The following is an 833-nucleotide window of genomic DNA, read 5'->3' on the forward strand; positions in this document are numbered from 1 at the left end:
TTTAGGACGTTTATAGTTTAAGCCCGATCCAATATCTGAGATATATTCATCGGCGGTGATAACTAAGAGCACTTAAGAATGCCTGATACAATGTACCGCCTTCAAACTTTGATGTCCACGGATCATTGTGCAACAAATCAATCAATGAATATGGCTGTCCCTTAATCCAGAACTTAGCTTTAAGTGGTACATCATGCGCAATACGGAATGGGGCAGATTCACAGGCGTTAGCAATCACGTCATCGTCATCTGGGGATGCTACAGGTCTAATACCTGGCTTAAACTTACGAGTAAAAAAATCATCCCATGAAGTATAACCTAATTTTTGTTTAACATCTGTTGAATGCACAGCAAATAAGTCCACGAAATTATCTCCGCCTGCTTCTTTAGCCATTTCATTTAAAGCATACGGTGAAAGCCAGCCTTTATCTGAAGTATTCAGAACATAACTAGACTCTTCACTTTGTAAATACCGACCTCAGTAATCCAAAATATTTTTCATCTTGGCATTAACACGTGGATCGTTAAATAAAACATAACCGGCACGAGTTCCCATTGGATAATCAAGTACGGCATTAATTGGTGTGTCAACCAAGCCAGTTGTATTAAATTTCGGAGCACGTTGAATTAGCCGATTAAGCACTAATAAAAGTTCGTGATAGTCTCGAACCTGCGGTGTTCCTGCAGGTGTATCAACATCTTTCTGAGGAATTTCATCAAACATCATCTGAAACAAATTCCAAATATAACAATTTGATTCAATCAATTCTTTTAAAGCGAGACTGTAAAATAGTTTGTGTAAGGATGAATGATTCCTTAAATTTATTTCTTTA

1 pseudogene is annotated in these 833 nt (G+C 37.3%); it reads right to left on the reverse strand.

From position 1 onward, the window contains the following. Positions 1 to 52 precede the first annotated feature (52 nt). Positions 53 to 826: pseudogene (locus CP355_RS10005) on the reverse strand (phosphatidylserine decarboxylase family protein); the annotation flags it as partial. Between the last annotated feature and the right edge of the window lie 7 nt (positions 827 to 833).

Source organism: Lactobacillus sp. UMNPBX4, assembly GCF_002554115.1.
Lineage (GTDB): Bacteria > Bacillota > Bacilli > Lactobacillales > Lactobacillaceae > Lactobacillus > Lactobacillus gallinarum.